This is a genomic window from Variovorax sp. J22R115 (genome assembly GCF_030317005.1).
In the GTDB taxonomy this organism is placed as follows: domain Bacteria; phylum Pseudomonadota; class Gammaproteobacteria; order Burkholderiales; family Burkholderiaceae_C; genus Variovorax.
In genome coordinates this window covers 143,356-165,971 of sequence record NZ_JASZYM010000006.1, presented here as the reverse complement: position 1 = coordinate 165,971, position 22,616 = coordinate 143,356, and the positions used below count along the sequence as shown (strand labels likewise).

Sequence of the window (22,616 nt, the reverse complement as noted above, 5' to 3'; positions counted from 1 at the left end):
GGCTCATGACGCACCCCGACGCAATGCCCGGTCAAGCCGCGCTCGATGCCAACGAGGAGCGCTGGGAGCAGGTGCGCGCTCGCTATCCGGCGCAGGAGCCGCTGCTCAATCTGAACAACGCGGCCGTCAGCCCGCCGCCACGCGCCGTCGAGCAGGCGGCGATCGAGGCCTTCCGCCTCGTCAGCCGCAACCCGGACGTCAACATGTGGACCCGGCTCGATGCGAATCTGCCTTCGATCAAAGACGCGCTGGCTGCCTTGGTCGATTGCGATCCGGCCGAGATCGCGCTCAACCGAAACTCGACGGAGGGACTCAGCACAGTCATCTTCGGCCTTCCCATGCAGCCTGGCGACGAAGTCGTGGTCTCCGAGTGGGACTACCCGAGTGCTCTCGGCGGCTGGCAGCAGCGCGCCGCTCGGGATGGCATCCGGGTCTTGACGGTGCGCTTCGATCCGCTCGACGATGACGACGCGATCGTCGCCGCCTACTCGAAGGCGCTGACGCCGCGATCGCGCGTGATGCAGCTGACGCACATGCTGCATTGGACGGGGCGCGTGCTTCCCGCCGAGCGACTGTGCGAGTTGGCGCGCGAACGTGGCGTGCTGTCCCTGGTCGACGGTGCGCAGACCTTCGCGCAGATGCCCGTAAGCTTCCGGACGCTCGGCTGCGACTTCTTCGTCACCAGCCTCCACAAGTGGCTGGGGGCTCCCGTTGGAAACGGCATGTTGATCGCGCGCCGCGACCGCATTGCATCCACCTGGCCCTTGATGGCGCCGTTCGAAGACGTGCCCGATCGCATCGACAAGTTCGACCACTGGAACCTGGGGACCTACAACTCCGCGCTGCAGGCGGGCATCGCTCCCGCCATCGAGATCCATCGCGAAATCGGCGTCCATGCCGTGCACGCTCGCTTGCGCGAGTTGACCCGCTTTTGGGTGGCACTGGCTCGTGGCATTCGAGGTTTCAGGCTGCACACGCCGGTCGACGACGAGCGGCTCGCGGCGGTCAGCCTGTTCTCGATTGCCGGCGCCGACATGAGGCACGTCGAGCAGGAATTGCGCGACAGGCACCAGGTGCATGTGAAGTACCGCCGCATGGGGCCGATCGAGGGCTTGAGAGTTTCGCCGCATGTCTACACCCGGAAATCCGAGTTAAAGCGATTCGTGGAAGCGCTGGACCGCGTGCTCGGCTAGAGCCGCATCCGACGCGGGCGCTTCCTTGCCGCGGAAGTCTCACGGCACGATCTGCTGTGGCGAAGCGCACAACCGCAGCCTGCTTCGCGCAGCGCGCCCAAAGCAGCACCACGCTACGCGGCGCGCCGCCTAAGCTGATGGCCATCGAAAGCTTCCTCCGCTTCGCTCCATCCAACACCGCCATGACGCATCCCACCGCACTGCCCAACCAAGCCGCGCTCGACGCGATCGACCGCGCTCACTTGATCCACCCCGTCTCGCCCTGGCGCGTGCACGAGCAGCGCGGCCCCACTGTGCTCGCCGCGGGCCGCGGCGCGTGGCTGACCGACAGCAACGGCCACGAACTGCTCGACGCCTTCGCGGGCCTGTGGTGCGTGAACGTGGGTTACGGGCAGGAGAGCGTGGTGCAGGCCGCGGCCGAGCAGATGCGCCGCCTTCCGTATGCGACCGGCTACTTCCATTTCAGCAGCGAGCCCGCGATTCGGCTGGCGGAAAAGCTCGTCCAGCTCACGCCGGCATCGCTGACCCGCGTGTACCTCACGCTCGGCGGCTCCGAGGCGGTCGATGCCGCCGTGCGGTTCATCGTGCAGTACTACAACGCGATCGGCAAACCCTCGAAGAAGCAGTTCATCGCGCTCGAGCGCGGCTACCACGGTTCCTCGTCCACGGGCGCGGGGCTGACCGCGCTGCCGGCCTTCCATCGCGGCTTCGATCTGCCGCTGCCCACGCAGCACTACATCCCGTCCCCCAACGCCTACCGTCATCCGGCAGCCGCCGATCCGCAGGCACTGATCGCCGCATCGGTGGCGGCACTGCGCGCCAAGGTCGCCGAGCTGGGTGCGGACAATGTGGCCGCCTTCTTCTGCGAGCCGATCCAGGGCTCGGGCGGCGTCATCGTGCCGCCCAAGGGCTGGTTGAAGGCCATGCGCGAGGCCGCGCGCGAGCTCGACATCCTCTTCGTCGTCGACGAGGTCATCACGGGCTTCGGCCGCACCGGCCCCATGTTTGCGTGCGAGGCCGAGGGCGTGGAGCCCGACCTGATGACCATGGCCAAGGGCCTCACCGCCGGCTACGTGCCGATGGGCGCGACCATGATGTCGGAGAAGGTCTACGCCGGCATCGCCGACGGCGCACCGGCGGGCGCATCGATCGGACACGGCGCGACCTATTCGGCGCACCCGGTCAGTGCCGCGGTGGCGCTCGAGGTGCTGCGCCTCTACGAGGACGGCGGCGTGCTCGCCAACGGCCAGCGCGGCGCGGCGCACTTCGCGGCCGGGCTCGACGCGCTGCGCGTGCATCCGCTGGTGGGCGATGCGCGTCACCGCGGCCTGCTGGGCGCGCTCGAACTGGTGAGCGACAAGGCGAGCAAGCGCGGCTTCGATTCGGCGCTCGGGCTGTCCGACCGCATCTTCGCCGCCGGCTACCGCAACGGCCTGGTGTTCCGTTCGTTCGCCGATCACATCCTCGGGTTTGCACCGGCGCTCACCTACACCGAAGACGAGTTCGCGCAACTGTTCGCGCGGCTGAAGAAGACGCTGGACGAAGTGCTCGAGGCGCCGGACGTTCGCGCGGCGCTGGCGGCCTGAGAGAAAGACCCACACACCGCCAACATCACGCCCGGACCGACGCAGAATCGGGCTCTCTTCGACTTCCGGCACCGCCATGACAGAAGCATTCAAGATCGATCGACTCGACCTGCGCATCCTGGCCCAACTGCAGAAGAACGGCCGCATGACCAATGTGGACCTGGCGGATGCGGTGGGACTGTCGCCCAGCCCCTGCTTGATCCGCGTGAAGCGGCTCGAGCAGGCCGGCTACATCGCCGGCTACGGCGCGCACCTGCGGCTCGAGAAGCTCGGCGACACGCTGACGGTGTTCACCGAGGTCACGCTGTCGGACCATCACCGCGAGGATTTCGTGCGCTTCGAGGCGGCCATCCGCGAGGTCGACGAGGTGCTCGAATGCCACCTGGTCAGCGGCGGCTACGACTACCTGCTCCGCTTCCTGACGCGCGGCGTCAACCACTACCAGGAAGTGATCGAGGAACTGCTCGAACGCAACATCGGCATTGCGAAGTACTTCAGCTACATCGTCATCAAGTCGCCGTTCATCAAGACGCACTGTCCCATTGAACGGCTGTTTCCCCACCAGCGCTGACCGCGCCTTCGTCTCGTCCATGCACGAATCCACGCCCCACTCCCAGTCGCCCGCCCGCTTCGTGCGGCTGGCAGAAACCGACCGACCTTCGCTCACGCTGCAGATCGATGGCCAGCCAGCCACCGCGCTGGCCGGCGACACGCTGCTGGTGGCGCTGCTGACCCACGGCCGGCGCGTGCGCGACAGCGAGTTCGGCGACGGGCCGCGCGCCGGCTTCTGCCTGATGGGCGCCTGCCAGGACTGCTGGGTGTGGACACCGGCCGGCGAGCGCCTGCGGGCCTGCTCCACGGCGGTCGTGGCGGGCATGTCAGTGCTCACGCGTTCGCCCGCCGACCACTGGCCGGCCACCCTCGATCTGCGCCAGTCGCTGGCGCGCCACGCCTTGGAAGCCGAGGCATGAGCACACCGCATTCGGCACCGCGGATCGTCGTGGTCGGCGCCGGCCCCGCCGGCGTGCGCGCTGCGCAAGCCCTGGTGCAGGCCGGCCTGAGGCCCGTCGTGGTCGACGAGGGCCGACGCGATGGCGGCCAGATCTATCGCCGCCAGCCCGAAGGCTTCAAGCGACCCTACGCCAAGCTCTACGGCACCGAGGCCGAGAAGGCGCAAGCGCTGCATCGCGACTTCGACGCGCTGCGCGATCGCATCGACTACCGCAGCGACACGCTGGCCTGGAACCTGAGCGAGGGTGCGCTGCACCTCGCGCGCGACGGCGAACCGCAGACGCTGCCCTTCGATGCCCTGCTGGTGTGCGCCGGCGCCACCGACCGCTTGATGCCCGTGCCAGGTTGGCATCGCGCCGGCTGCTACAGCCTGGGCGCCTCCCAGATTGCATTGAAGGCGCAGGCCTGCGCGATCGGCTCGCGCGTCGTCTTCCTCGGCAGCGGTCCGCTGCTGTACCTGGTGGCGTCGCAGTACCTGCAGGCCGGCGCGCAGGTCGCGGCGGTGCTCGACACCGCGCCGGCCACCAAGCCCTGGGGCGCCGTGACCGGGCTGCTCGCGCGCCCGCGCCTGGCGCTGCGCGGCCTGGCGCTGATCCGCGGCCTGCGCGGAGCCGGCGTGACGGTGCTGCAGGGCGTCACGCCGCTGCGCATCGATGGCGACGACACCCGCGGCGTGCAGGCCGTCGCAGTGCGTGACGCGCAGGGCCACGAGCACCGTTTCGAATGCGATGCGGTCGGCCTGGGCTGGCACCTGCGCGCCGAGACGCAACTCGCCGACCTCGCGCGCTGCGAGTTCGACTTCGAACCGGTGAGCCGGCAGTGGCTGCCGCGCATCGACGCCGACGGACGCAGCAGCACGCGCGGCGTGTACCTCGCAGGGGACGGCGCCCGCATCCTCGGTGCCGATGGCGCCGAGGCCGCGGGTCGGCTGGCGGGGCTCGCGGCACTGGCCGATCTCGGCCATGCGAAGGGCCACAGCCTCTACAACGCCGAATCCGCCGCGCTGCGGCGCACGCTGGCGCAGATGGACCGCTTCCGCGACGGCCTGGCGCGCGCCTTTCCATGGCCGCATGCACTGGCCGCGGCGCTGCCCGACGATGCGGTGGTGTGCCGCTGCGAAGCCGTGACCGCGGGCGAACTGCGGCGCTGCGTCAACGAGATGGACAGCCGCGAAGTGAATCGCGCCAAGGCCTTCAGCCGCGTCGGCATGGGCCGCTGCCAGGGGCGCTTCTGCGGCCATGCATCGGCGGAAATCGTCGCGCAGGCCAGCGGCGTGCCCGTGGAGCTCGTCGGCCGTCTGCGCTCGCAGGCACCCGTCAAGCCGCTGATGATGAACACGAGGGAGGCAAGCGCATGAACCGGACAACGCATGACACCGATGTGCTGGTGCTGGGCGGTGGCCTGATGGGCACTACCGCCGCCTTCTTCCTGCGCCGCCATCATGGCCTCTCGGTCACGCTGCTCGAGCGCGAGCTGGTGGGCCGCCAGGCCAGCGGCACCAACTTCGGCAATGTCCGCCGGCAGGGCCGCGCGCTGACGCAGATGCCGCTGGCCAACCGCGCGCGCGCTGTGTGGGGGCAAGTGAAGACGCTGCTGGGCGAGGACCTGGAATTCGTACCCTACGGCCACCTGCGCGTGTGCTACACCGAGAAGCAGGCCGCGGTGCTGGAACAGCACGTGCGGGACGTGAAGCCGCTGGGCCTGGACCTTGAACTGTTCAGCGCCGAGCAGTTGCGCCGGCGCTGGGGCATCTTCGCGCCCGAGGTCGTGAGCGGCTCGCTCTCGCCGAACGACGGTCATGCCAATCCGCGCCTGGCCGGTCCGGCCTTCGCGCGCGCGGCCCGGCGCGCCGGCGCGAACATCGTCGAGCACGCCGAGGTCATGCACGTCGAGCGCGACGGTGCGGGCTTCGTCGCGCACGCGACGGACGGCCGGCGCTATAGCGCGCCGCAGCTGCTGGTCGCCTGCGGCGCCTGGTCGAACCGCATGGCCGAACAGTTCGGCGAGGCCGTGCCGATGGATGCGCGCGGACCGCAGATGGGAGTGACCGAACCGTTGCCCTATGCCCTCGGCCCATCGGTCGGCGTGTCCTCGCCGGTCGAGCACGAGGGCCTGTACTTCCGGCAGATCGCACGCGGCAACATTGTCTTCGGCGGGGGACTCAAGGGGCCGGCCGATACGGACTCGGTCCGCGCCTATGTGAAGCCGGACAACGTGCTGCGCCAGTTGCGCGAACTGCGCCGCTTCGTGCCGGCCTTCGAGCACGTTCAACTGATCCGCGTGTGGAGCGGCATCGAGGGCTACACCGGCGACTGGCAACCGGTGATCGGGCCCAGCACCCGCGTGCCCGGCCTGCACTACGCCTTCGGCTTCAACGGCGAGGGCTTCGCGATCAGTCCCGGCGTGGGCGAGACGATGGCCGAGCTGATCGCCACGGGGCGCACCTCGACACCGATCGAGAGTTTCTCGATCGGGCGGTTCGCTTCCGAGTTGACGAAGCAGGCGGCCTGAAGGGGCCGCTTGCAGAGTTCTACAGGGCCATCACGACGAAGACCTTCCGCAGCGTCTCGTGCACGTGCCATTCGCCGCTGGTGTGTGCGGGGAAGAACAGCGTGTCGCCCGCGCGGATCTGGAGAGGCGCGCCGCCGGTCGGCGTGAAGGTGCAGGCGCCCGCGAGGATGTGCATGACCTCGGCGTTGGGCAGTTGGCGCTCGAACCGGCCTGGCTCGCATTCCCACAGGCCGCTGTTGTTGTCGCCCGCGCCCGCGAGCTCGACGTCGATGCCGCGCAGGCGGCAGGGCGGCTGGGTCAGCGGCCGCGCCGGCGTGCCCTGGTCGTGCAGGCCGCCGATGGTGGCCGATTGGTGCAGAACGGTGATGCTCATGGTGATGAAGAAGAAGGTGGAGGATCCGGAAGGGCCGGTGATGCGGCACGCGGTGCGCGCAGACGGGCGGGTCAATGCCTCAGCGCACGTTCGGCCTGAGCGCCCGTTCAGCCACTTCGCAGAACCAGCGCACCCCCAGCGGCAATGCGTCGTCATTGAAGTCGTAGCGGGGGTGGTGCAGCGCGCGTTCGCCGTCCGGCCCCGGATCGCCACGGCCTTGCCCCAGCCAGAGGTAGGCGCCAGGACGGCGCTGAAGCATGAAGGCGAAGTCCTCCGAGGTGAAGGCCGCGCGCGTCGCCGTGTCGGCTTGCAGGCCGACGGCCTCGGCGGCGGCGAGCGCGAGCGCGGCCTCGGATGGCGTATTGACCGTGGCAGGGTAGTAGCGTACGTAGCCGACCTCCGCCTGGATGCCGTGGACCAACGCCACGCCTTCGACTGTGGCGCGCAGCGCGGCCTCGATGCGATCCTGCGACGCCAGGTCGAAGCTGCGCACGGTGCCGGTGATCGATACCTCCGCCGGCAGCACGTTGTGGCTGTGGCCGCCGTCGATGCGCGTGACCGAGAGCACCGCCGATTCACCCGGATCGATGCGGCGCGAGACGATGGTGTGCAGCTGTGCAACCAGTTGGCTCGCGGCGAGGATGACATCGGGCGTGTGATGCGGCTGCGCGGCATGGCCGCCGCGTCCACGCAGCACGATGTCGAAGCGGTCGGCCGCGGCCATAATCGGGCCGGCCCGCGTCTGCGCCCGTCCCAGCGGCAGGTCGGGCCAATTGTGCAGCGCATAGACCGCGTCGCAGGGGAAGCGTTCGAACAGGCCGTCCTCGATCATCGCGCGAGCGCCGCCCTTGCCTTCCTCGGCCGGCTGGAAGATGAAGTGCACCGTGCCGTCGAAGCGCCGCGTGCGTGCGAGCTGGCGCGCCGCGCCGATCAGCATGCTGGTGTGGCCATCGTGGCCGCAGCCGTGGTGGACGCCCTGGTTGCGGCTGGCATGGGCCGTGCCCCCCAGCTCGACCATCGGTAGCGCGTCCATGTCGGCGCGCAGGCCGACGCTTCGCGCGCCGCTGCCGCCGCGCAGCGTGCCGACCACGCCGGTGCCGCCCATGCCTTCATGGACTTCGAGGCCGAGGAGCCGCAGTGCGCTCGCCACGACGCCGGCCGTGCGCCGCTCCTCGAATGCGAGTTCCGGATGCGCGTGCAGGTCGCGTCGCAGTGCGATCAGATCGGGCAGCAGGTCCTCGATCGGCGCGGCGATGGACTGAAGCGTCAACGCCCGGCCTCGACGGCATCGGCCAGTTCGGCCAGCGTGTGGAAGTGGTAGTCGGGCTTCGTGTGCCCGGATTCGATCGTGCCGCCCGAACCCTTCTGCGCATGGCGCCGCTCGATCCAGCAGGTGGTGATGCCGAGTTGCCTGGAAATGCCGATGTCGTGGTACTGGCTTTGCGCCACATGCAGGTTGTCGGCCTGCTTGTAGCCCCAGGCGCCTTCAAAGCGGCCGCGGGCATAGGCGAAGTAGCGGGCGTCGGGCTTCTCGCACAGCGCGTCGTCGCAGCTCAGCAGCATGTCGAAGGGCGAGCCCAGTGTCTTATCGAAATGGGCCAGCGCCCATTGCTGTGCGTTGGTCATCGTCACCAGCTTGAAGCGCTTGCCAAGCCGCCTCAACGCTTTCACCGAGTCCGGAAATGCCGGCCACTGCGCTACCGAGTCGCGCAGGCCTTGCGCGATCGCGTCGGTGTCAGGCAAGCCCAGCCCCGGTGCGATGGCGTGCCAGCAGCGCTCTAGGTCGTCGGGATACCATCCGGCCTTGCCGTCGGCGCGCGCGCGGCGGTAGGCGGCCAGGAAGTCCTCGTCGGTCACGCGGTCCCCGGGCGCGGCAGAGCGTAGGTACGCGAGCATGCCGCCCTCGAAATCAATCAGCGTGCCGACGACGTCGAACGTGAGAACCTTGAAATCTTGCAGGGACATGTGAAGCTCCGGTGATGACGGGAATGGCGAAGGACGAACGTCGTGACAGGAGAGCATAGGTGTCGCATCCTGCACGTCCGACCCGAATTGGGTCTCTGCCGCGGCATAGGATTTCGTTGTCAACGCCGCGCCGGCATCTTCTTCCATCGCTCCTGCTGGACCAGGATGGATCAAGGTATCGGCGCGTCGGCGACGGGCCAGGTCTGCAATGCCTTGACAGCGGCCATCGATGCTGTGATCTGCCTGGCACGTGGATGACCGCAGTCGTTCCCACACCGTGAATTCACCAAGTGGCAGGGAACGACCGCAACCGCTGTAGACCCGCCGTGCGCCGGTCGCTCACGACAGGCAGGGCAGGGCCCTATGCAGACCTTGCTCTCGGCGCAAAGCGGTCACTCGTCAAGTTCATTTCCACCATGCTCGGTGTCGCCAAGTTCTTGACGGGTCGGCGTCTTGCCCTTGATTCTTCGAAGGCTGGTGAACGCCTCTTCGGCTTCCTGAAGCGTGAGCTTCCCCCGATGGACGTCGCCCGCCTTGAACAGCTCGTGTGCCGCTTTGAGCTTGCTCCGGGATGCTTCCCACTGGGCAATCCGTTCTGGGTCTTTGAGTAGCGCACGGACTGATTCGTAGCCGTGCTCCAGGCCCGCGAACACGTCCGCGAGCGTCAAGCCGAACTTGAAGTCCGGAGCGTAGGCTCCAACCCAAACTAACGCATCGCGCGTTTGAGCGAATCCCTCGCGCTGGCATTTCAAAGTCATCGACACCTCAACGTCTGCTGGTGGCCGACCTGTGACCTCCACGTCACCTGGGTCTGTCGTTCAGATCCGGGGCAGCGTCCACGCGCCGCCAGTCACGGTTTGACCACCAGATACCAACCAACACTGCCGCAATGCTTCCCCCTACCCATGTGCCAAATAGCAGGAGGGCACCACCGACAGAAGCAAGCACGGTTGCGCCTGCAATCAAGACGAAGCCGACCAAGAATGCAGGCGGAGCGAGCAGCACCCACCCAATGCGCCTGACCGCCGCCATCACGAAGCACAGTCCACCAAGGCCAACCACTCCCCATCCTGCAAAGAAGGACCAGGCTTCCCGCCACGGTGCAGGGAATTGCAGCCCCCGGCGACCGGGGAGACTCGGACGGGGGTCGCCAAGCATGACCATGCCGGTCGAGGACGCCTGCAAGGCCGCATCCACCAAGCGGTAGCCCGCCAAAGCTGCGATGGCGAGCCCAAGGATGGCAAGGAGGATACGAGCAGGATTTCTCTTAGAGGACATGGTCGTTAGACGTCAGAATCGTACTTCCGCTTCTGGCCCGCGAGCACCAATTCGCGGCCGTGCCTGACAGCTGACCTTCGGCGCGATCGGCCCGGTTGGCCGAGGACGGCGCGGGCGGCTGGACGGTCACCCACACCGTCACGCGCGCGGCCAAGGCCAAGGCTTAGATCGTCAGGCGCCCTGGCGGGCACGTGGTGGGGCTGCCGGTGCCGCCGGTCGGACCCCGACCGCTTCGCGCTGGCTCGAACTACCATTGGCCTGCGCGTCCGGCGCGACCGGGCGTTTGCGCAACCCCCAGCGGGTCAGCCGATGACCAGACGAACACACCGCACATGCGTTTGGCTGCAGGCAGGCGGGCGGCACCTTTGGGTGCCGTTTGTCTTTGCGCGTCAGGAGGCCGACACTTGCTGCATGTATGCGTACGACTCCGAGGACAAGTTCGCCGCTGCCGGTCCGGCAGCCACGGCGGTGCTCCAGCATCGGGCGACCAACCCCGAGATCAAGGATGAGCCGTGGGGCTTCGACAGGGGCACCGTATCGAAAGACGGGCGATCCAACGCCTGGGGCGAGTTCACACACGTGGCCTTCGCGGACGGATTCCGGCGCGATGTGCTCTCGATCGTTGTGGTGGACGACGGCGCGGGCGGCTGGGAGGTGACCCATACCGTCACGCGCGCCGGGGGAGCTTAGGCCCGCTCCTTCATCGCGGCTTCGAGGATGGCGTGGGCCAACCGGACGAGGTCGCGCCCGCCGAGTACCCAGGCAGGCTCTCCGCCGATCGTGTCGGTCGGCATGCCGACGGCTTCGAAGATCGCCTCGCGGCTCAGGGTCAGGGGAATTTCGAGGCGCTCGACCTCGTCGACCAGGGCGTCGATATAGGCCAGCAGAATCTTCGCGTCGGCCGAGGGTGATTTGCGCAGGCGCGTGACGGACAAGGGTTCGCGGATGGTCATGGCTTCACGGCTCCCAGCGTTTCTTGACGCTTCCGTCCGGGTTCAACGATCTACTTGCCGAGCCACAGGGTGCGCCAACGGTAGTGCTGTTCGAGCCGCATGCAGGTTAGGGACACCTGTAGGCGTCCCCTTGAGCGAACGGCAGAATCGCCACGCTCTGCCAGGTGAGCGGAGCACTTCGCAAGCACCTCAAAGCGAGATCGCGGAAACGAATCAGCCTACTGCGCTCGTCTTCCGGGCGTGTTCGTCTTCCCATGCCTTTGACCAGCGACCTTCAGCTTCAAATTTCTTTTGCAGTCGCATGAAGTCGTGTCCTAGCAACTCAATCTCCTTGATCTGAGCCTCGAACTCGTCGAGGGTGATCCGGACCTCCGGTGCAATCTTGTCGGGATCGAATTCCCATGACAGCGCGACGAACGCGAACAGATTCGGCTCGCGAATGCTGACCGGGCCCCAGCGGCCATGCGCGTAGTCGTTCCGCAAGGCACGTGCGCGCTCTACGCGCTCGAACCAGTGCTCGAACGCTTCGCGCGCCGCGGGATTGCTGTGGCCCCACATCTCGAAAACGAGCGGGCGGAGTTTCTTTACTCGCTTCTTGAAAGGCTCGCTCGCAGATAAGAGGTCTTCGACTTCGACACCGCGGTACGGCCCAAGCCATTTTAGTTGCAAGCCGATATTGAGGTCCAGCCGCGCATGGGCATGCACCAGCCGCCCAAGCAGCCAATGCAATCGATGTTCACCGCTCAGTGCTTCGGTTCCCATGCGTCAGCCCACCGGCGCTGCATCTTCGTCTTCACCGCCGGTTCGGGGGCCGATGCGCTCGTCCGGTGTGTGCCTGTAGAGAGCGACGACCCCTTCCCCGAAAGCCCTTGTCCAACTTTCAAAAGGTTCCGGGCTCGACTCGATGTCCACCCAAACGCTGGCGTCCTCGGTGGACTCGTGCAGCACCCAATAGAAGTGCCCAGGCTCGGGCTCGTCCACGAAGACGCTGAGGTGACGCAGGTGGCTCATCGCAATCCTTGAAGTGATTGCGATGTTATCGAATCGCTTAAGCTGCTCCGCCCGTTGAGCGCGGTCGCGCGTACATGTCGTCGACAAGGATCAGCAACTGCCGGCGCGCCAAGCCTCGATCCATGTCGCAAGGGAGTCCACGCTGCTCAAGAGATAAATCCATTCACTTCCCTCCCTGATCTCGCAAACGTCCCAGGTGGACACCGTCGGGTCCGGCTCGTCGACGAAGACGAAGAGGTGGCGCAGGGGACCCACCCGATCGGAATTTGGCTGCACGGTGATTTCCATAGTGCCGCAAATCGAGGCTCGACAGAGAGCACCACCGGGGGCCGAGAGGTGGCTCATCGTGGGCCGCGCGTCAGAATGCGCGATTCGATCGGCTCGACCATGTACGAGCCACCCGCGCCGGCCTTGCTCAAGCCGCCGGGCAGACGGATCGAGAAGTTCCGCGTTGCGCCCGCAGCGATGCTTTCGAGCTTAAGCCGCTCGGTGTCGACGATCTTGCCGGTCCTATCCAGCACCGACACCTGCATCTTGACGGCGCATCCGACAGGGTTGTCGTTGCGCACGGAGGCTGTGAGATAGATGCGAGTGCCGTCAACGCGCGTGTTCTTTTCGAGCACCGTGAAACGTTCGGTGTCGCATCCTGCCGGTGCTGCGGTGACCTTCTGGGCGCTGGCGTTGAACAAGGCAAAAGCGGCTATTGCGACCAGCGCGGCGGCGGCGATCCTGATGGACATGGTTTCATCCTCGGAGGTGTGCCAGCCGGCTATTTTCGATGTTATCGATACTGTATGGTCATACAGTATAAGAGTCAGAATGAAGCGGCGTTTTCGCCACGGCGAGGAGCTAACCGACCCTGACTTCCACGCCCAGGATTGGGTGCGCGGAATGCTCTGAACCGGTAGTAGCCTCTGCGCAGACGACAGCAGGACCCGGCCACAAGGAGCCGCTCACGGATCAGTCGTGTTCCACCCGATAGCTGACCTTCCTTCGGGGCAACAAGCCGGCTCTCTTCGGAACGCCGGTCTCAATCAGCCCATCTTCGACCCGAACGGGTTGACAAGGGTGCAGCTGAAGCCCGCGTCCCCTCCATCGCTAACGAGTGGCTACCCGGCCCGCCGAGAGGCCCCATCTGGTGTATCAGCGTGGCCGTGGTCGGCGAACAGGACCAGCGATTCACCATGTCTGCACGGACCCGTCGGCGCGCTCGAATTCACGCCCCGTTCACCTGCAGCACCGCAGAATCGAGCACATTGGCGCCCGTGCGCTCGTCAATCTGGCCGTGGCTGATGGCATTCGCAGGCTCAAGGCACGCACAGTAGGACAGGACCCCCCGCAGCTTCAGGCGGAACACGCATCACAAGTGGGTAGCGAACAGCTATATGTCTAGGCATGCGGACTCTTTTGTTCATCGCCGTTCTGGCCGTCGCCTCTTCTGTCGGCCCGGCGTTCGCCGCCGGGCTGAAAGCCCTGTCGCCGGTCGATGCGATGCAGAAGTTCGCGCGCTGTGACGCGTCGTTCTTCGCTTTACTCGCGGCGGACCCGACGCCGTTCGGCTCGGCGATCGAATTGACGCGCAAGGGACCCCACGCAACGCCGAAGGTCAGGAATCCGTGGGCGGGCGTGCGCCAAGACGGCGTCCAGGAGTTCGCGCAACCGATCGAGGTGGAGGGCCTGCGCCTGCTGGCCTGGCGCGAAGATGCGGCCACGGTGCCGCCCCTGGGCACCTTCATCCGCTGGGGTTTCGAGGTCGAAGGCAAACCGGAACGCGTGGCCGTGAGGCTCAATCGGCTGCTCCCGTTGCATCTGAAACTCTCCAGCCGGGACGGGGCCTGGACCCGGGCGAGGCCCGCAACAACCGTGATCCAGCCAACGAGTGGAAGCTGCCGGCAATGCCGTTGGGCGTGCTTCCGAAGCGACCCAACACGGTCAACCGCGTCCTGGCGGCCGAGCGCAGCGAGGAGCCCGGCCGCACCAGGCTTTACTGCACCTTGCAAGGAGACATCACGCTGGATCTGCTGAGATCGCTGCGTCCTCTCCTCCCCGAAATGAGGCAGCAGGGCTCGCCCAGATAGGCGACTTTGCCCAGCGTGAGCGCCTTGTACCCTTTTAGCCCGCGCGACCGGAATATCTCGAGCACTTGATCCGCATAGCAGTGGCCGTGGCTTCGCGGGGGACAGCAGCAGCGGCTCGGGCACGCAGTTCGCCGACCACATCGGCGGCGTCGATGTTGAGACGGCCGAAACCCAACGTCGATGCGGCCCACCTGGACATCTCCGCCAAGGTTGTCGCACTCGGTCACCCAGGCAAATCGACACCTTGCGAGCGTCGCTTTCAACGCTTTCAAATTGCGCGGCCCGCCTTTTTTCAAAGTTCTTGGCTGGTCGGGATCTCACACCCAACGACGGCTTTCGGACAGCTCGACGTCTGCTGTAAGCCCGCAATGGGGCCCGAAGCCGGGGGGTCGTCTCGAACGTCTGCTTTCCCGAAGGCCGCGACTTCCGCGAAGGGCCCGAACTCCCATTTCCATGGCGAACAGAGCGGTCGTTCGATACTTCGAGGGCACGGTTGCCAGAGGGCAAGCAGGGGCTATGACTGCAATGCCTCGGGATCGGCCGTCGATACCGGCGGCTCGTCGGCATCCGGACGACTGGAATCGGGCTGACAGCGTGAGTTCGGCGAATGAGCGTGAAGGACGGCAATCGCTGCTGCGAAGGCGACGTTAGGCGTTGAGAGCCCCACATTTGCCGTCGAACCGACGCAGGGGCGGCAAGTAACTTGTCACGGTCGACAGGTGGACCGGGCTGTTCGTGCCGCAGCGACAACATCGCGCTCGTGAGGTGCTCGCCCCATCTGACTGAGGCTGTCAGGCATTTCGGCGAATGTCCACCGAACGATCCCAGACGCATCAAGGAGAAATTGGCCAATCGCCAGTGCAGGATGCGCCCTGGCAGAGTGAAAGTCCGCCTCTGTCATCTGAAAGCCATCCTTCGCATTGAGTGTCTTCATCGCGGCGATGATATTCATCGGCTCTGGCAGTTCAGGGTGCCCGGTAACGCGGTACTTTAGAACTTCGGCCATGGTGGCTGTCTGCGGCCATCTGAGGATGGACGGATCAGTGTCGTCCGGAAGGATTGCGGTTTCACCGAGACCGAACGATCGATGGCTCTCCACCCCTGGGTCGGCAGCTACTACCACCTCCGTGGGCCAATACTGGAAGTACAACCTCGCTCGCTCAAGCGTCGTGTTGACGACGACAACGATCTCCGCGTGCTCGGCCTCAAGCCGCGCCTTGATTGACGTCAGCATCGAAATCTGACGCCGTGAGAATGGGCAGTGCAAGCCTCTCATAAATGCGATCAGAACGCTACGGCCCATCGCGCGGAACTCGGCCAGCGAGACCACGCCTTGCTGGTTCACTCTCGGAAGTGTGAGTTCGGGCGCCGACTCGCCAGGCTGTAGCACGCGCAAAGAGGCACTCATACGACCCCCGATCTGTCCACGGTCGATGGCAGGGTAAGCCATCAGAGCGTGCTGAACAAGGGAGGCTTCCGCGCTCGAGGAAAGGCGCGCGATCGGGAAACGTGTGACGACGGACTGCCGATGCCAATGTGGCCGGTGGCGGTCACCTGGGGTTGTGTTCCTCGTCGAGGAAGTCGAAGCGAGCCCGACAATGACTGCGGGGGGCGAAGCTCAGAACCCGGTGACCAACGGCCACGAACGGCCCAGATGTCATGCAGGGCGCCTGGATGTGGCCCTCAGCCGCCTCAGGTCGGAAGATCAGAGGTCACGAAGGGCTCCTGAGGCGGAGCGGTCGAGTTCAGGGTCTTGATGGGACGAAGCGAGCAGAGAGTTTGCTCATGCGATACGCGCGGTGCGTCAGGCGCAGTCCGACGCGGTTGCAACGGCTGCGCGGCGGCCAACATGACCGTAGGAGTTGCCGCGTTGGCATGAGCCATCGGTGCAATCTCATTTCAACGAAGGACTTCGTTGGCAAGCAGCAAGATCCTCTGTGGTATCTCGACGCCCAGCGCGTTGGCTGTCTTCATGTTGATCACCAACTCGAACCTCGTCGCCTGTTCGACGGGCAGATCCTGCGGCTTTGCCCCCTTGGCGATCCGATCCACGTAAGCCACGGCCTTGCGGGCGAGGTCCAAGTAGTCGATTCCGTAGGTGATGAGTACACCGGAAGTGGCCCAGGCTCGACCTTCCGCGATAGCCGGTATTCGCTCGCCAACCACCATGCGCGCAATGCGGCTTGCGTTCATGTAGAAGACGGCCGGGTTGTCGATGAGGAGGGCTTGGACTTCGCGCCGCTTCATATCCGCGAAGACCGCCGGCAGTTCATCGAGCGAGTTGGGGATGAAGGTCTGCAGCTCCGCGCCGTGGGCCTGCGCGGCGGAGGCAATGGCCGCCATATACTCATCGAAGTGACGCATGAATGCCGATCGCTGAATGCCGAGGTAGCCGATCCGCTTTGGCCGCACGATGTCCGCGATGAGCTGCAGCCGCTTCACAAGCAGCTCGATGCCATTCAGCGAGTTGCCTGTCAGATTTCCGCCGGGCCGCGCCAGGCTGGAGACAAGGCCATCGCGGACCGGCTCGACGGAGCTGAGCATCACGATGGGGATCGTCGATGTCGCCCTCTTTGCCGCTTGGACACTGGCAGTTCCGGCCGTGGTGACGATCAAGTCCGGCCTCTGTTCGACGAGATCGAGCGCCATGCGGTCAAAGTTGCGCCCGTCCAATGCGGCGTTGCGGCGGACGATCTTCAGGTTGACGTCTTCACGGTAGCCACGGCGGGCCAATTCCGCCATGAATTCGTTGAGGATCGGGATCGATTCTGCGGAATCCTCGAACGACAGCATGCCAAGACGAAGCGTCTTGTCTTTGACTTGCGAAAAGGCGCGGAGAGCGGGAAGAGTCGGAAGTGCCCAGCCGATTCCCGCGCGAAGCAAGGCACGCCTCCCGGGGGCTCCTAGACCGACCGCGCGCCCGCATGCACTTCTTTGCAGAAAACCCTTTCGCCTCATCGATGAGCCCTCCAGACCACCGACGTTTGGTTCAGCCATGGCCCGTGAAGGCCTCCGCTGATCACCAAGTGATTCCCGAAATGTAGGTGGGGCGGAGGCTGCACACAACAACATGCCCCATTTGTGTGACAACGAGAACAATTGCCACGACTCACATCGCGTCGGATCCTGTGATTCTCGGGCGGGATCGACGCAAAGGTGTGGAGGACACCGGTCGCTCTGCGGATGCCGTGGCGGCGCCACAAGGGGCGTGCTCGTCCAGCAACCTGAGCCAGGGCCGTAACAGCCCTGAGACGTCTTGAAAGACTCGCGATGAAGGTTTGAAATCCGGCGACCTAACTCGAGGAGTCGGCCCATGACCAAACCCGGTGCCCTCTATACGTTCACCCGTGTGAACGTTTCGCTCGCTGTAACGATGCTGCTGATCCACGGCAACGCTTTCGCCGCAGATGACGACCGTCACAAAGAAAAAGGAGAGAAAGGCCAGGAGGCCATCGTCGGAGTTTGGGAGTCGACGGCGACAGTCAGAGACTGCAACAACGGCATCGCGCTTGCCAGCTTTAAGGGATTGTCCACGTTCAACGTCGGAGGCACGGCTTCATATGGAAGTAATTCTCCTCCTGCCTTGACAAGCCCTTCAATGGGAACCTGGAAGCGCGAGTCCCCATCGGACCTACACCATTACGTTGGTGCTCTATCGCTTCAGCCCCGATGGGACGCTCGTCGGCATGCAGAAGTCTAAGGGAACGTGCACCTTGTCCGCGGATGAAAACAGTTTCACAGGCGCGGTAAATGGTCAGATCACCGATGCCGCGGGAAACATACTGGCGCACACCTGCCTCACAGATACCGGCTCGCGCGTTAGTTGGTAGCCGCTGCAGCCGCGCAGCCAAGCGGCGGCCACCGTGGCCCTGCGACACGGCGGACAGCGTGCGAGTCGCATCCAAGATCTGCTGCCGCATCGCTGGCAGGCCTGACGCTTTGACTGCGCCAAGCGTCCGTCAAGACGGTGCGGTCAGGAGGCCGGCCAGCTGAGGAGTGCTCGGCCATGAGTGCTCGCAAATGGCCCACGAGGCCAAGTTCGTGACAAATCTTGCACACAAGCGTGTGCGCCTTCCTGCGTGCGTACGACCTGGCATGGGCGTACTCAGGCGCGCGGTAACGCGCGCTTACCGAACTCGAACCATGCACGAGGATGCGGTCGGAATGTCGCAGAAAGACTGGTTGCAGCCAGTCGTATTTCTCTGGCGAACGACGGAGATCGCCGATAGCTGACATCCGCGCTTTCCTCGGCGACCGGCCGGTCTACTCTAGAACTTGACCTTCGCCGGCATCATCGAGGAAATCCGGGTAGGCGACAGCGGTCGGTACGTTGGAGGCAACGGACAACCAGGACCACGTCGCACTTGAACGGCTGCTCCCCAATGTCGCGAAATGGCGTTCAGGGCCCGCTCGTGACCTTCGACCTCGCGGCCCGAACTTCACCTTCTGCATCGGAAGCTGACTTTGATGCCGCTAGCGCGAACCTCTCTCAGCGAACGCAAGGCTGTTGACAAAAGATTGAAGTCCGAGGCGGCTTCACATTCGCGGCGGCTGACGCTCAGCGGATGGCCTCGCTGGCTGGCGCCGGCAACGTTGAGTTGATCGGCCTTGGGTTGGTGCACTCGCCGCGGGGGCCCGCGCCCAAACGCTACGGTTCCGAACGCCGCGGGACCGAATCGAGATCGACCGCAAAGGTTCGCCATGTGCCAGGCACGCCACGAAGCGTATGCGCGCCCCGATCCTCAAATCCGATGCCAGAGCCCGCGGTAAGGTCCTTGACGGTCGACGATACGAGCAACTCGTTGGGACCGGCCAACGCAGCAATCCGCGCCCCCACATGAACGGCGATGCCGCTGATCCTTCCGTCCATCACTTCACACTCGCCCGTATGGACGCCAGCCCTGATGGTGATGCCCAGAACCGACACGCTTTTGATGATCGCGCAGGCGCAGCCCATAGCTTCGGCCGGGTTGTCCAGTGCGATCAGGAAGCCGTCCCCCGCCGTGTCGATTTCGCGGCCATCGAAGCGTGCGAGTTCTTGACGCACGATCGCATGATGTTCCGCCAAGAGCTCTCGCCAGGCGTGATCACCCAAGGCCGCAAGGCGCTCCGTTGAAGAGACGATGTCGGTGAACAGCACAGTTTGCAGCTCTCGGACCAGCGCTCCCCGCGACACGCCATGCCCCTGCAGCAGCTGCCTGTGAAGCGTCTCCGTCGCGTGGCCCGGCGATGCGCCCAGTTCCTCTCTGAGCAGTCGCCGCAACTGTTCATAGGTCAACAGCGCTTCAGCGACGTTCCCTTGGGTCGCGAGAACCTCCATGAGGTACCGATAACCGCTCTCCCTGTACGGCGCCAGTTTGATCAAAGCGCGGGCGGAGCGCTCGGCCGACGCAAGTTCCGACCCGGACAGTCCAAGTCCGATCGCTGCGACGCACTCGTGCGCTCGAACCAACACGTCTTCGAGCCTCCTTCGGATGTCTTCCACCCAAGGGGCGTCGTGATCTTGATGGAAGCCCCTTTGGGCAATATGAAGCGCAACCCTGGAGGGCCCCCAGGCCCGAGCCCAATCCTGCTGGGAAACCGCAGAGGTCGCGCGATGCAGGCCCTCGGTAGCCGCTTCGAGATCGACCCAGGCATCTGATGGCAGCGTCATCCGAACGTCCGGCTTTCCGCCAACTATTCCTGGGCCGAGGGCCGACCTGAGCTTCGTTAGCAGAGCGCTGAGCGCCGTGTCGCTCGCCGTCGGCGGCCGGCTTGGCCAAAGGGCCGATATGAGTTCGGCCCGTGATGACGGGCGCGCACGGTGCGCCGCCAAGTAAACGAACAGCAGCCGTCCCTGGCGACCGGGGAGGTCATCTTCGATCCTTCGGCCCTCAATTCGCACGGTGAGGCGGCCGCAAAGTTGAATCCTCGTCGCAGGACTGGGCGCCAAGGTTTCGCCAAGGTTATGGATTTCCTGGCCGGCCACAATGCCTCCATGTTCAATGAAAGGAGATCGCCATGCGAAAGGTCATCAACTGCGAATGCGGAGAGGTCGTTCGTGGCAACAGCGATGAAGAACTCCTCGCGGCCGTCAAGGAACATCTATCTCGTGATCACCCAGAGCTGTTGGCGCGGCTCTCGAACGAGGACATTCTAGGCATGGCAGAGGAAGACGATTAGGCCTTGGCGAACAGGACGCGCTGCGACTTTGGCCTGCGGCGTTGCTCGGTTCGTGCGCCACCCGTGCCCGCCCCTCGGGAAGAGGGTGTGGTCGACGGCCGGTAAGCGCGCAGCTTGCAAATATTCGCAAACATCAGACGCCAATTCCTCCCATCTGGCGACACTGGGGCAAATGTGGCAGAACGCGGCCTTCCGGAGATGACGTGGGAGCAAGGCCTGCAGCCACGGAGCGCGACGTTGTGGATCTTCGATTTCGGACGTTGTTGAGGACGGCTGGCCGAGCGGGAGCTTTCCTTCGAGTCCTCATTAATCGCCGCTCAGCCCTCTCATTTCAATGTGAAGGCGATACTACGCCAATGAAATTGGCGCCACACGTGCCGACAGTTCCATCATGCCGCGCATCCCCGGTGTCGTAACCATGGCCACCTGCGCTCTGATCGGCGAGCGCATGGCGGAGATCCTGAAAAAGGGCGCTTGATCGCCCGAACGGATTGCCCGCGCCCACCCCGCCCGATCCGGATTGCGGCGCTCAATGGTCTTGGCATCGTGCAGATGATGCGCTTCGCGCTTCAAGAGGACATCGAAGCCGGCCGACTCGTGCCTGTCCTGCCCGACGTTCCGCTGCTACTGGTCCCGGTGCAGGCACTGCACGCCTTCGGTCTGCCCTCGCGACTGCGGGTCTTCATCGAATTCCTCGTCGCGGAATTGGCTGCGTACTAGGCAACCCCTCCAACGCGCCCTCGCGACTGCGGAGATGCGCGTCCTGAAATGGTTCACCCGGAAGGATCGATGTCTGCGACTCCGGAAAGCGGATATGGGGAGATGGACCTGAGGAGTCCAGGTCAGCCTGTGACTCAAGACCGACGGACGCGGATCATGGCTCGTGCGTGTTTGACGCGGGACCCATGAGTTTGGTGGTCGAGCACGTCGATGCGGATGCTCCGGCGGAGGACTGAGACCTTGTGGGGCGCTGCACAGGGCCATCTTTCGACATCGCAGACATCCAGTCAAAGCATATGGAGCTTTCGTCGCCCGGCGTTGCCTTCAGCGGGCTTCCGGAGCGACAGGACTGGGGCGGAATTCTCGCTACGCTTCTTGACCCTGCCGGCAATGAACTTCATCTTGTACAACAGCCCTCGAGGTAGCGGGCTTCGTTCGTACCACGTCAAGACACCTTAGCCTTGGATTCGCACGCTCCAGGCTTCATCATTGTTGCCAGCGGCTCGATGAAGGAACGGTTCCGAACGACCGGTTGAATCCGCGGCCGACCGCGGCCCTCAGGAAAGCTGGGTGCGGCGCGCGAACGCCACCACCTCCGCCAGGTCGGCGACATGCTCCTCGAGGTGGGCCGCGAGGACCTCGAGCTTCTTGCGGCCTGCCGGCAGCAGATGAACCTCCACCTGGCTACCTCCTTCATCCCGATGCTGACCCTTGGAATTCCACCGAACCCCGTGATGGCGCTGATGGTCGGCGCGATGACCATCCACAACATCCAGCCCGGTCCGCAGGTGATGACCAGCAACCCCGAACTGTTCTGGGGCCTGATCGCGTCGATGTGGATCGGCAACCTGATGCTCGTGATCCTCAACCTGCCGCTGATCGGCCTATGGGTCAAGCTGCTGACCATCCCGTACAAGTGGCTGTTTCCCGCGATCGTGCTGTTCTGCGCCATCGGCGTGTACTCGACCAACAACAACGTGTTCGACATCTGGCTGGTCGCGATCTTCGGCGTGGTGGGCTACGCCTTCATCAAGCTCGGCTGCGAACCTGCTCCGCTGTTGCTCGGCCTGATCCTCGGGCCGATGATGGAAGAGAACCTGCGGCGGGCCCTCCTGCTCTCGCGTGGCGACTGGAGCGTGTTCGTCACACGCCCGATTTCGCTGGGACTGCTGATCGCCGCCCTCTTGCTGATGGTGATCGTGCTGTCTCCTTCGATCCGATCCAAGCGCGAGGAAGCCTTCGTCGAGGAGGTCGGATGAGCTCACGGCTGCGCACTCGATGCCACGCGCTGGACGACTGCCCCCAGAACGCGGCTCTCGATGTGAAATTCGGCCTCGTCGCGAACTACGAGGGCATGGCCGTTGGCTAGCGATCGCGCAACACTGTCACCAGCAGCGTTGCATCGCGAATCGCCTGTACGGCGTGCGGTTCCCCTCCTGGAAGGGCCACCAACTGGCCGACAGCAAGCTGACAGGTTCGCCGCGGCGTGACCACTTTCGCCTCCCCGACAAGGCACTGGATGGTGGTCTCGCCGGCGACCTGATGCTCGGGCAGGCCTGCTCCCGCGGGCAGGACCACCTGCATCAATTGCAGGTGGTCCGTCTTGAGTAGGCTGCTGCTTACCGACGTACCCCGTTCTTCATCGGAAGCATGAAGATCGATCACCTCCAGCAGTCGAGCGTGCTTCAAAGCCATGACGTGTTCCCAATGTTGAGATGAATGATCGCGACACGCTATACAAGACCGCCCGTCGCGTATAAGATTCATTTTATAGT

26 protein-coding genes are annotated in these 22,616 nt (G+C 64.9%); 12 read left to right on the top strand and 14 right to left on the bottom strand.

Translation table 11 applies throughout. The features are described 5' to 3' along the window. The first annotated feature begins 5 nt into the window (after positions 1–5). The 6 genes from QTI04_RS12455 to QTI04_RS12430 all read left to right on the top strand — a co-directional run bounded on the left by QTI04_RS12455 (position 6) and on the right by QTI04_RS12430 (position 6,301). The gene (locus QTI04_RS12455) at positions 6–1,193 is read left to right on the top strand and encodes an aminotransferase class V-fold PLP-dependent enzyme (protein ID WP_286615949.1); all 1,188 of its coding nucleotides are present in this window, start codon (positions 6–8) and stop codon (positions 1,191–1,193) included. A 182-nt stretch (positions 1,194–1,375) separates the two neighbouring features. Continuing rightward, entirely contained in the window at positions 1,376–2,779 is a 1,404-nt protein-coding gene (locus QTI04_RS12450; RefSeq protein WP_286616119.1) for an aspartate aminotransferase family protein, read from the top strand. 76 nt (positions 2,780–2,855) lie between these two features. After that, positions 2,856–3,350, top strand: coding sequence for an Lrp/AsnC family transcriptional regulator (locus QTI04_RS12445; protein WP_286571728.1), 495 nt, complete (start codon positions 2,856–2,858; stop codon positions 3,348–3,350). Positions 3,351–3,369: 19 nt separating this feature from the next. Next, on the top strand, positions 3,370–3,750 hold the full coding sequence (locus QTI04_RS12440; RefSeq protein ID WP_286615948.1) for a (2Fe-2S)-binding protein: 381 nt from the start codon (positions 3,370–3,372) through the stop codon (positions 3,748–3,750). Then, a complete protein-coding gene (locus tag QTI04_RS12435) occupies positions 3,747–5,147 on the top strand; it encodes an NAD(P)/FAD-dependent oxidoreductase (protein WP_286615947.1) in 1,401 nt (466 codons plus the stop codon). Before QTI04_RS12440 ends, QTI04_RS12435 begins: the two co-directional genes overlap by 4 nt. Continuing rightward, a complete protein-coding gene (locus QTI04_RS12430; RefSeq protein WP_286615946.1) occupies positions 5,144–6,301 on the top strand; it encodes an FAD-binding oxidoreductase in 1,158 nt (385 codons plus the stop codon). The genes QTI04_RS12435 and QTI04_RS12430 overlap by 4 nt, the downstream gene beginning before the upstream one ends. A gap of 19 nt (positions 6,302–6,320) precedes the next feature. Here the strand turns inward: QTI04_RS12430 and QTI04_RS12425 are convergent, their stop codons facing one another. The 4 genes from QTI04_RS12425 to QTI04_RS12410 all read right to left on the bottom strand — a co-directional run bounded on the left by QTI04_RS12425 (position 6,321) and on the right by QTI04_RS12410 (position 9,397). Then, positions 6,321–6,674, bottom strand: coding sequence for a cupin domain-containing protein (locus QTI04_RS12425; RefSeq protein WP_286616118.1), 354 nt, complete (start codon positions 6,672–6,674; stop codon positions 6,321–6,323). Between the two features lie 79 nt (positions 6,675–6,753). Then, positions 6,754–7,944 (bottom strand): M20 aminoacylase family protein, encoded by a 1,191-nt coding sequence (locus QTI04_RS12420; protein WP_286615945.1) that lies wholly within the window; start codon positions 7,942–7,944, stop codon positions 6,754–6,756. Continuing rightward, positions 7,941–8,639, bottom strand: a complete 699-nt coding sequence (locus QTI04_RS12415) for an HAD-IA family hydrolase (protein ID WP_286615944.1) — start codon at positions 8,637–8,639, stop codon at positions 7,941–7,943. Before QTI04_RS12415 ends, QTI04_RS12420 begins: the two co-directional genes overlap by 4 nt. Positions 8,640–9,031: 392 nt before the next feature. Continuing rightward, positions 9,032–9,397, bottom strand: a complete 366-nt coding sequence (locus QTI04_RS12410) for a hypothetical protein (protein ID WP_286615943.1) — start codon at positions 9,395–9,397, stop codon at positions 9,032–9,034. Positions 9,398–10,328: 931 nt separating this feature from the next. Here QTI04_RS12410 and QTI04_RS12405 point away from each other — a divergent pair. Next, positions 10,329–10,607 carry a hypothetical protein gene (locus tag QTI04_RS12405; protein WP_286615942.1) on the top strand — a complete coding sequence of 93 codons (279 nt, stop codon included), beginning with the start codon at positions 10,329–10,331 and terminating at the stop codon, positions 10,605–10,607. Here QTI04_RS12405 and QTI04_RS12400 read toward each other — a convergent pair. The 5 genes from QTI04_RS12400 to QTI04_RS12380 all read right to left on the bottom strand — a co-directional run bounded on the left by QTI04_RS12400 (position 10,604) and on the right by QTI04_RS12380 (position 12,621). Next, positions 10,604–10,870 (bottom strand): hypothetical protein, encoded by a 267-nt coding sequence (locus tag QTI04_RS12400; protein ID WP_286602636.1) that lies wholly within the window; start codon positions 10,868–10,870, stop codon positions 10,604–10,606. The genes QTI04_RS12405 and QTI04_RS12400 overlap by 4 nt on opposite strands. 213 nt (positions 10,871–11,083) lie before the next feature. Then, positions 11,084–11,632: a hypothetical protein gene (locus QTI04_RS12395; protein WP_286615941.1), complete on the bottom strand. Its 549-nt coding sequence runs from the start codon at positions 11,630–11,632 to the stop codon at positions 11,084–11,086. 3 nt (positions 11,633–11,635) lie between these two features. Continuing rightward, entirely contained in the window at positions 11,636–11,881 is a 246-nt protein-coding gene (locus QTI04_RS12390; protein WP_286602638.1) for a hypothetical protein, read from the bottom strand. Positions 11,882–11,971: 90 nt separating this feature from the next. After that, positions 11,972–12,169 carry a hypothetical protein gene (locus QTI04_RS12385; protein ID WP_286615940.1) on the bottom strand — a complete coding sequence of 66 codons (198 nt, stop codon included), beginning with the start codon at positions 12,167–12,169 and terminating at the stop codon, positions 11,972–11,974. A 53-nt stretch (positions 12,170–12,222) separates the two neighbouring features. Next, the gene (locus QTI04_RS12380; RefSeq protein WP_286602643.1) at positions 12,223–12,621 is read right to left on the bottom strand and encodes a hypothetical protein; all 399 of its coding nucleotides are present in this window, start codon (positions 12,619–12,621) and stop codon (positions 12,223–12,225) included. 667 nt (positions 12,622–13,288) lie between these two features. On the opposite strand from QTI04_RS12380, the gene QTI04_RS12375 reads away from it, so the two are divergent. Continuing rightward, positions 13,289–13,906 carry a hypothetical protein gene (locus tag QTI04_RS12375; protein WP_286615939.1) on the top strand — a complete coding sequence of 206 codons (618 nt, stop codon included), beginning with the start codon at positions 13,289–13,291 and terminating at the stop codon, positions 13,904–13,906. 759 nt (positions 13,907–14,665) lie between these two features. Here the strand turns inward: QTI04_RS12375 and QTI04_RS12370 are convergent. Both QTI04_RS12370 and QTI04_RS12365 read right to left on the bottom strand, forming a co-directional pair. Next, positions 14,666–15,409, bottom strand: a complete 744-nt coding sequence (locus QTI04_RS12370; protein WP_286615938.1) for a redoxin domain-containing protein — start codon at positions 15,407–15,409, stop codon at positions 14,666–14,668. A gap of 449 nt (positions 15,410–15,858) precedes the next feature. Further along, positions 15,859–16,752 (bottom strand): ABC transporter substrate-binding protein, encoded by an 894-nt coding sequence (locus tag QTI04_RS12365; RefSeq protein ID WP_286615937.1) that lies wholly within the window; start codon positions 16,750–16,752, stop codon positions 15,859–15,861. Between the two features lie 520 nt (positions 16,753–17,272). Here QTI04_RS12365 and QTI04_RS12360 point away from each other — a divergent pair. Continuing rightward, positions 17,273–17,659 (top strand): hypothetical protein, encoded by a 387-nt coding sequence (locus tag QTI04_RS12360; protein ID WP_286615936.1) that lies wholly within the window; start codon positions 17,273–17,275, stop codon positions 17,657–17,659. A gap of 948 nt (positions 17,660–18,607) precedes the next feature. On the opposite strand, the gene QTI04_RS12355 is transcribed toward QTI04_RS12360, so the two are convergent. Then, the gene (locus tag QTI04_RS12355; RefSeq protein ID WP_286615935.1) at positions 18,608–19,612 is read right to left on the bottom strand and encodes a BTAD domain-containing putative transcriptional regulator; all 1,005 of its coding nucleotides are present in this window, start codon (positions 19,610–19,612) and stop codon (positions 18,608–18,610) included. A gap of 347 nt (positions 19,613–19,959) precedes the next feature. On the opposite strand from QTI04_RS12355, the gene QTI04_RS12350 reads away from it, so the two are divergent. Then, positions 19,960–20,121, top strand: a complete 162-nt coding sequence (locus tag QTI04_RS12350; RefSeq protein WP_286603118.1) for a DUF1059 domain-containing protein — start codon at positions 19,960–19,962, stop codon at positions 20,119–20,121. A gap of 474 nt (positions 20,122–20,595) precedes the next feature. Beyond that, positions 20,596–20,841 (top strand): hypothetical protein, encoded by a 246-nt coding sequence (locus tag QTI04_RS12345; RefSeq protein WP_286615934.1) that lies wholly within the window; start codon positions 20,596–20,598, stop codon positions 20,839–20,841. Positions 20,842–21,398: 557 nt separating this feature from the next. Here the strand turns inward: QTI04_RS12345 and QTI04_RS12340 are convergent. Further along, complete coding sequence (locus QTI04_RS12340) at positions 21,399–21,521, bottom strand: hypothetical protein (protein ID WP_286616129.1); 123 nt, start codon at positions 21,519–21,521, stop codon at positions 21,399–21,401. Between QTI04_RS12340 and QTI04_RS12335 the strand changes: the two genes are divergently transcribed. Further along, the gene (locus QTI04_RS12335) at positions 21,465–22,100 is read left to right on the top strand and encodes a tripartite tricarboxylate transporter permease (RefSeq protein ID WP_286616117.1); all 636 of its coding nucleotides are present in this window, start codon (positions 21,465–21,467) and stop codon (positions 22,098–22,100) included. The two genes, QTI04_RS12340 and QTI04_RS12335, sit on opposite strands and share 57 nt — an antisense overlap. 106 nt (positions 22,101–22,206) lie before the next feature. Here QTI04_RS12335 and QTI04_RS12330 read toward each other — a convergent pair whose 3' ends face one another. Next, complete coding sequence (locus QTI04_RS12330) at positions 22,207–22,536, bottom strand: cupin domain-containing protein (protein WP_286615933.1); 330 nt, start codon at positions 22,534–22,536, stop codon at positions 22,207–22,209. Positions 22,537–22,616 lie beyond the last annotated feature (80 nt).